This is a genomic window from Streptomyces cirratus (assembly GCF_014650775.1).
In the GTDB taxonomy this organism is placed as follows: domain Bacteria; phylum Actinomycetota; class Actinomycetes; order Streptomycetales; family Streptomycetaceae; genus Streptomyces; species Streptomyces cirratus.
In genome coordinates this window covers 213,348-220,332 of sequence record NZ_BMVP01000011.1, presented here as the reverse complement: position 1 = coordinate 220,332, position 6,985 = coordinate 213,348, and the positions used below count along the sequence as shown (strand labels likewise).

Here is a 6,985-nt window from a genome sequence, read left to right as displayed (position 1 = left end):
GCCCTTCATGGGTTCGGTGCGGGGCTTTTCTGCGTTCACCAGCCTTCACCAGCGTCCACCGGTGTTCATCTGTGTTTTCAGCCGATCACCCGCACGGGGTTGCGCGCCACCTGTGCTGACGGCTCGTAGGGTGGGCTTATGGGTTATGACCTCGTCATCTTCGACAACGACGGCGTGCTGGTGGACAGCGAGCCGGTCGCCAATCGGATCCTCGCCGGGTACCTGACCGAGATCGGGCACCCCACCTCATACGACGAGTCGCTCCGCGACTACATGGGCGGCGCCGTGCACCGGGTCCACGACCTCGTGCTGGAGCGGACCGGGCAGCGACTGCCCGAGGACTTCGACGAGATGCTGCACTCCCGTACGTTCGAGGCGTTCGCGCGGGAGTTGCGGCCCGTCGACGGGGTGGAGGAGGTGCTCGGGGCGCTGACCGCGAGCGGGGTCGCCTACTGCCTCGCCTCCTCCGGGAGCCACGAACGGATCCGGGTCGGGCACCGCGCCGCCGGGATCGACGGGTGGTTCGAGGAGGAGTGGATTTTCAGCTCGCAGGACGTGGGCCGCGGCAAGCCCGCGCCCGATCTGTTCCTGCATGCCGCCGAACGGATGGGTGTCGAGCCGGCGCGGTGCGTGGTGGTCGAGGACAGCCCGCTCGGGGTGGAGGCGGCCGTGGCCGCCGGGATGGACGTGTTCGGGTTCACCGGGATGATGCCCGCCGACCGTCTGGCCGGGGCGAAGGCCTGCTTCGGGGAGATGAAGGACCTGATCCGCCTGCTCGGCCTCGACGAATGACCAGCGGCGGTGACCCCGTAGGGGCGTCGCACTGACACGCGATTGGTGTGGTGATCGCTCTACCCACCGGTAGCCGCGGCCCCTACGCTGAGCCGCCATGACAGATGACGTGCGGCTGCGCCGGGGCCGGTTGTCCTTGGGGTTCAGTTTCTTCGTGCAGGGCGTGACCTTCGCCCTCCTGGTGACCCGGATCCCCGCCATCCAGGACCAGTACGGGATATCCGACGGGCTGCTGCCCGCCTTCCTGGCTGCCGTGCCGATCCTCGCCGGGGTCGCCAGCGTTGCGACCGAGCACCTGGTGAAGCGGGTCGCGCCCAGCGTTGTCCTGAGGTGGGCCCAGCCGCTGGTGCTGCTCGCCCTCCTCGGCGTCGGCGCCGGCGGCCGGATGTGGCACGTGGCCCTGGCGCTCGGGGCGTTCGGGCTGTCGGTCGGGGCGCTCGACGCCTCCATGAACATGCTCGGGGTGAGCCTCCAGCGGACGTACGGCCGCAGCATCATGCTGGGGTTCCACGCCTCGTACAGTCTCGGCGGGATCATCGGGGCCTCCGCCGCGTGGGCGGGGGCGCATTGGCATCTGGGGCTCTTCGTGAGTTACCTGCCGGCCGTCGTCCTGTTGCTGCCGACGGCCTTGGCCGGGAGCCGGTTCTACGTGGACCAGGGCGCGCCGGGGCCGGTCGGCGAGGCGGGGAAGGGCCTGGGGCCCGGCGGGTTCGGGCTGTTGCTGCCGCTGTGCCTGGTGATGGCGTGCGCGTACATCGGGGACTCGACCGTCTCCAACTGGAGCGCGAAGTACCTCCAGGACGTGCTGGGGAGTTCGGAGCAGCTGGCGACGGTCCCGTACAACGTGTACATGGTGACCACGCTGCTGGGGCGGGCCGTCGGGGACCTGGGCGTGCGGCGTTTCGGGCCGGTCGCGGTGGTGCGGGCCGGGACGGTGGTCGCGGCCGGCGGGTTCGCGGTGGTGGCCGCCGCGCCCGGGGCGTGGACGGGGATGCTCGGGTTCACGTTGCTGGGGATCGGGCTGTGCGTGATCGTGCCGCAGACCTTCGCGGCCGCGGGGAGGCTCGCCTTCGAGAAGTTCGGCCCCGGGGCGTCGGACACGGCCGTCGCCCGGCTGAACATCTTCAACTATGTGGGGTTCCTGATCGGTTCGCCGCTGGTCGGCGGGATCGGGGACGCCTGGAGCTATCGAGGCGCGATGCTGGTGCCGATGGTGCTGGTATTGGTGACGCTGTTCTACGCCCGTTCCTTCGGCGTGGGCGGCGCCCGATACGGTGTCGCACATGAGCGGCGAGCCGGTGACCGGGCTGTTGATGTGGGACGAGGCGGTAACAGGGTATGACTTCGGACCGAGCCATCCGATGGACCCGGTGCGCCTGGCGCTGACCATGGGTCTGGTACGGGCCTTCGGGCTGGACCGGGCCATGGAGGTGCGGGCGGCGCGCGCGGCCGGGGATTCGACGCTGCGGCTCGTGCACCGTGAGGACTACGTGGCCGCGGTGCGGGAGGTGTCGGCCGACCCCGGGGTGGCCGACGGTTCGTACGGGCTCGGGACCGTCGACGATCCGGCGTTCCACGGGATGCACGAGGCGTCTGCGCTGATCGCGGGGCAGTCGGTGGCGGCGGCCGAGGCGATCTGGCGCGGGGAGGCCGGGCACGCCGTGAACTTCGCGGGAGGGCTGCACCACGCGATGCCGGGCGGGGCGTCCGGGTTCTGCGTGTACAACGACGCGGCGCTGGCGGTGGCCCGGCTGCTGGAGCTGGGCGCCGAGCGCGTCGCGTACGTGGATGTGGACGTGCACCACGGGGACGGGGTGCAGGCGGCGTTCTGGGACGACCCGCGCGTGCTGACGGTGTCCCTGCACGAGCATCCGAGGACGCTGTTCCCGCAGACCGGGTGGCCGCAGGAGACGGGCGGGCCGGCCGCGGAGGGTTCGGCGGTCAATGTGGCGCTGCCGGCGGGGACGGGGGACGAGGGCTGGCTGCGGGCGTTCCACGCGACGGTGCCGGAGCTGCTCGCGGACTTCCGGCCGCAGGTCCTGGTGTCCCAGCACGGGGCGGACACGCACTTCGAGGATCCGCTGGCCCATTTGGCGGTGTCGTTGGACGCGCAGCGGGCCGTCCAGGAGGCGTGTCACCGGCTGGCCCACGAGTACGCGGACGGCCGCTGGCTGGCTCTGGGGGGAGGCGGTTACGCGGTGGTGGACGTCGTACCGCGGTCTTGGACCCACCTGGTGGGGATCGCGGCGCACCGGCCGGTCGATCCGGCTTCCGCCGTGCCCGAGGAGTGGCGGAGCGAGGTGTACGCGAGGACCCGGCAGTCGGGGCCGGTGCGGATGACGGACGGCCGGACGGTGGGATGGCGGGACTGGGAGGCGGGCTACGACCCGGCGGACAGTACGGATCAGGCCGTCCTGGCGACGCGGCGGGCGGTGTTCCCGCTGCGCGGGATGCTCGTGTAGAGGGGGGCGCCAGAGGCGTCAGGGGCGGCCGGGGCGATGCGTCGTTACGCCAACCGTGGGGCGGTGGGCGGTAATTGGAGAGGCTCCGGGCCCCGTGCGGCAGCATCGGAGGGTGTTGAGCACCGGCGCGCTGCGCGCGCATCTGCTGGCTTCCCGGTTGGCCGGGCCCGTCGCCACTTCGCGTGAGGAGAGCCTGCGCAGTTACAGACTGTTCGCGGCGCGCGATCCGCGGGTGCTGCTGGGGCTGGAGCCGCAATGGCGTTGGGGTGAGGGTGATCTGCTTCGGCTGATGGCGGACCGGTGCGGTGTCTCGGCGGACCCGGCGCACGTCAGCGGGCCGGACGTGATCGATCCGGAGCGGACGCTGGCCGCCCTGGAGGCTTTCGCGGCGCGGCTGGGTGAGGCGGCGCGGGTGCGGTCTCCGGTGTTGTTCGGGACGGGGCATCCGCATCGCCTCCTTGCGTTCTACGCCGGTTTGGCGCGTGCCCTGTCGGCGGTGGGCTGTGTTGTCCTCACTCCGGCGCAGGGGGTGCATGTCGACATGGCGACCCGGTTCGGCGTACGCGGGCACCGCATCGATTACGTACGGGGGGTCGCACTGGTGCGGGAACCCGGCGCGCGCCCACCGGTGAGTGCCACCGGCGCGCACACCCATTCGCCGCTGCCGGTTCGGGTCGCGCTGGGGGCGCTGGCGGAGGCCGGGGGGCCGTTGCCGGAATTGGTGGTGGGGGACCACGGGTGGGTCTGCGGTGCAGGTCAGTTGGGTGTGGAGGCGATCGGGCTGGCGGATACGGACGATCCGGCGCTGTTCGTGGGGGAGGCCGAGGGGCGGGTCGCGGTGACGGTTCCGCTTGATGACGGGGTGTCCTCGGATTTCTACCGGCCCCTCGTTCGCTACGTACTGGGCCGCGCCGGTCTGCCGTGGCGTCAGGAGTGGCCGTAGCTCCTCTTCCCCACTCGTATCACACGCCCCTACTCTGGGGAGTGAGCGTGCGACGACGGGGTGTAACCGGAGGGGAAGCCGGTGCCCGTCATGCGCGGAAGGTCAAGGTGTGTCATGGCTGCTGGCGAGAGGCCTCTCAGTGAGGTTCAGTTCCTGACCGTGGCGGAGGTCGCCTCGGTGATGCGAGTGTCGAAGATGACCGTGTACCGCCTGGTGCACAACGGTCATCTGCCCGCCATCCGGGTGGGCCGGTCCTTCCGGGTCCCCGAGAACGCGGTGCACGAGTACCTCCGAGAGTCCTTCGTGGGGGTGGAGTCGGCTTGAGATGACTCTCGGGTTGCCCTCGGATTACGGGCTCAGAGCTCGGGCGGGTAGGCTAGGCCGACGTAGGTCGTGTGGGCCCAGACGCCCCGCACCGATCCCCGCTGGCGCGGGGATGTTCCGAGAAGTGAGCGAGGGTAGTCGTGGGCTCTGTTATCAAGAAGCGGCGTAAGCGGATGGCCAAGAAGAAGCACCGCAAGCTGCTCAAGCGCACCCGCGTCCAGCGCCGTAACAAGAAGTAAACGGCAGCTGTACGTGTTCTCCGCAGCCCCTCCACCATCCTGGTGGAGGGGCTGCGGTGTAGCCGGGGGACTTCTTCGAGGGAGGCGCTGAACTCGTGGGCAAGGTCGTTCTCGTCACTGGTGCTGCCCGGCAGCTGGGTGGTCGCTTCGTGCGCCGCATCCAGCGGGAGCCGGATGTCGAGCGGGTCATCGCGGTGGATTCGGTGGGTCCTGCGCACCGGCTCGGCTCGGCCGAGTTCGTGCGTACGGACATCAGACAGTCGGCGATCGCCCGGGTGCTGGCCGAGCACGCCGTCGACACGGTGGTGCACCTGGCGGTGACGGGTGGCAGTGCGGGCAGTGGCGGTGCGCGCAGTGCCGTGAAGGAAACGAACGTCATCGGGACGATGCAGCTGCTCGGGGCGTGCCAGAAGTCCCCGACGGTGCGGCGTCTCGTGGTGAAGTCCAGTACCAGTGTGTACGGGGGCACCTCGCGGGATCCGGCCGTCTTCACCGAGACGACGCAGCCGAAGTCGCTGCCGGCGGCCGGCTTCGCGAAGGACGCGGTGGAGGTCGAGGGGTACGTACGGGGCTTCGCGCGCAGGCGGCCGGACGTGGCGGTGTGCGTGCTGCGGTTCGCGAACATCCTGGGGCCGTACGCGGATTCGGCGCTGGCCGAGTACTTCTCGATCCCGGTGATGCCGACGGTGCTGGGGTACGACCCGCGGCTGCAGTTCGTCCACGAGGACGACGTGGTGGACGTGCTGCGGCTGGCGGCCGGGGAGCCCGGGCGCGGGACGCTGAACAGCGGGACCTTCAACATCGCGGGTGACGGGGTGTTGCTGCTGTCGCAGTGCGCGCGGCGTCTGGGGCGGCCCACGGTGCCGCTGGTGATGCCCGCGGTGCCGTGGGTGGGGTCGGCGTTGCGGGCGGTCGGGGTGACGGAGTTCTCGCCCGAACAGATTCGGCTGCTGACGCACGGGCGGGTCGTGGAGACCACGCAGATGCGGTCCACCCTAGGGTTCGAGCCGATGTACACGACCGCCGAGACGTTCGCGGACTTCGCGCGGAGCAGGGGAAGCGGGCTGTTGCCGCCGGAGCGGGTGGGACGGGCCGTGGACCGGGTGGCCGGGATGCTGAACGCGGATCTGTCGGGTGTCGGGCCGGCGGCTGAGGGAGCGGAGCGATAGTGGCGGACGCGAAGGTCATCCCCTTCGACGAGGAGCGGCCGCGCCGGCGGTCGCCGCGGCGGGTGCGGGTGGCTCCGCCGGCCGGTGAGCCGGTGGTGCAGCCCGTACCGGAGCCGGACCGGGAGACCGGCGGGACCGCCGGGGCCGGCGGGCCCGTGGGGCGGCCGGGTGACTGGGACCGGCGGATCGCCGGTGGGCTGGCGTTCCTGCGCAGGCGGATCACCGGTGAGTACGAGGTCGACGACTTCGGTTACGACAAGGAGCTGACGGACCAGGTCCTGATGTCCATGATGCGGCCGCTGTTCGACAAGTACTTCCGGGTCGAGGTCAAGGGCATCGAGAACATCCCGAAGGAGGGTGGTGCGCTGATCGTGGCGAACCACTCCGGGACGCTGCCGCTGGACGGGCTGATGCTCCAGGTGGCGGTGCACGACCACCACCCGGCGGAGCGGCACCTGCGGCTGCTGGCCGCCGACCTGGTGTTCATGCTGCCGGTGGTGAACGAGCTGGCCCGCAAGGCGGGTCACACGCTGGCCTGCGCGGAGGACGCTCAGCGGCTGCTGGAGGCGGGGGAGCTCGTCGGGGTGATGCCGGAGGGGTTCAAGGGGATAGGGAAGCCGTTCCGGGAGCGGTACAAGCTCCAGCGGTTCGGGCGGGGCGGGTTCGTGTCGACGGCGCTGCGGGCGCGGACGCCGATCGTGCCCTGCTCGATCGTGGGGGCGGAGGAGATCTACCCGATGGTCGGCAACGCGAAGACGCTGGCGCGGCTGCTGGGGGTGCCGTACTTCCCGGTGACTCCGACGTTCCCGTGGCTGGGGCCGCTCGGGATGGTGCCGTTGCCGACGAAGTGGACGATCCAGTTCGGGGAGCCGATCTCCACGGAGGGGTTCCCGGCGGAGGCGGCGGAGGACCCGATGCTGATGTTCAATCTGACGGACCAGGTGCGGGAGCAGATACAGCACACCCTGTACCGGCTGCTCGTGCAGCGGCGTTCCGTCTTCTTCTGACGGATCCGGTACGACACGACGAAGCGGTGCCTGGCGGATCGTCCCGCCA

At 70.8% G+C, this 6,985-nt stretch carries 8 protein-coding genes; all 8 read left to right on the top strand.

Translation table 11 applies throughout. The features are described 5' to 3' along the window. The first annotated feature begins 138 nt into the window (after positions 1-138). The 8 genes from IE207_RS24565 (at position 139) to IE207_RS24530 (ending at position 6,936) form a co-directional block, all read left to right on the top strand. Positions 139-792, top strand: coding sequence for an HAD family hydrolase (locus IE207_RS24565; protein ID WP_190186448.1), 654 nt, complete (start codon positions 139-141; stop codon positions 790-792). Positions 793-889: 97 nt separating this feature from the next. Then, positions 890-2,134: an MFS transporter gene (locus IE207_RS24560; protein WP_190186447.1), complete on the top strand. Its 1,245-nt coding sequence runs from the start codon at positions 890-892 to the stop codon at positions 2,132-2,134. After that, a complete protein-coding gene (locus IE207_RS24555; protein WP_190186472.1) occupies positions 2,106-3,254 on the top strand; it encodes an acetoin utilization protein AcuC in 1,149 nt (382 codons plus the stop codon). Before IE207_RS24560 ends, IE207_RS24555 begins: the two co-directional genes overlap by 29 nt. 112 nt (positions 3,255-3,366) lie before the next feature. Continuing rightward, entirely contained in the window at positions 3,367-4,197 is an 831-nt protein-coding gene (locus IE207_RS24550; RefSeq protein ID WP_190186446.1) for a phosphatase, read from the top strand. A 114-nt stretch (positions 4,198-4,311) separates the two neighbouring features. Continuing rightward, entirely contained in the window at positions 4,312-4,521 is a 210-nt protein-coding gene (locus tag IE207_RS24545) for a helix-turn-helix domain-containing protein (RefSeq protein ID WP_162688852.1), read from the top strand. Positions 4,522-4,661: 140 nt separating this feature from the next. Beyond that, positions 4,662-4,760 (top strand): 30S ribosomal protein bS22, encoded by a 99-nt coding sequence (locus IE207_RS24540; protein WP_003948845.1) that lies wholly within the window; start codon positions 4,662-4,664, stop codon positions 4,758-4,760. Between the two features lie 95 nt (positions 4,761-4,855). Beyond that, positions 4,856-5,929, top strand: a complete 1,074-nt coding sequence (locus IE207_RS24535; RefSeq protein WP_190186445.1) for an NAD-dependent epimerase/dehydratase family protein — start codon at positions 4,856-4,858, stop codon at positions 5,927-5,929. Next, positions 5,929-6,936, top strand: a complete 1,008-nt coding sequence (locus tag IE207_RS24530) for a lysophospholipid acyltransferase family protein (RefSeq protein WP_190186444.1) — start codon at positions 5,929-5,931, stop codon at positions 6,934-6,936. Before IE207_RS24535 ends, IE207_RS24530 begins: the two co-directional genes overlap by 1 nt. Positions 6,937-6,985: the final 49 nt, after the last annotated feature.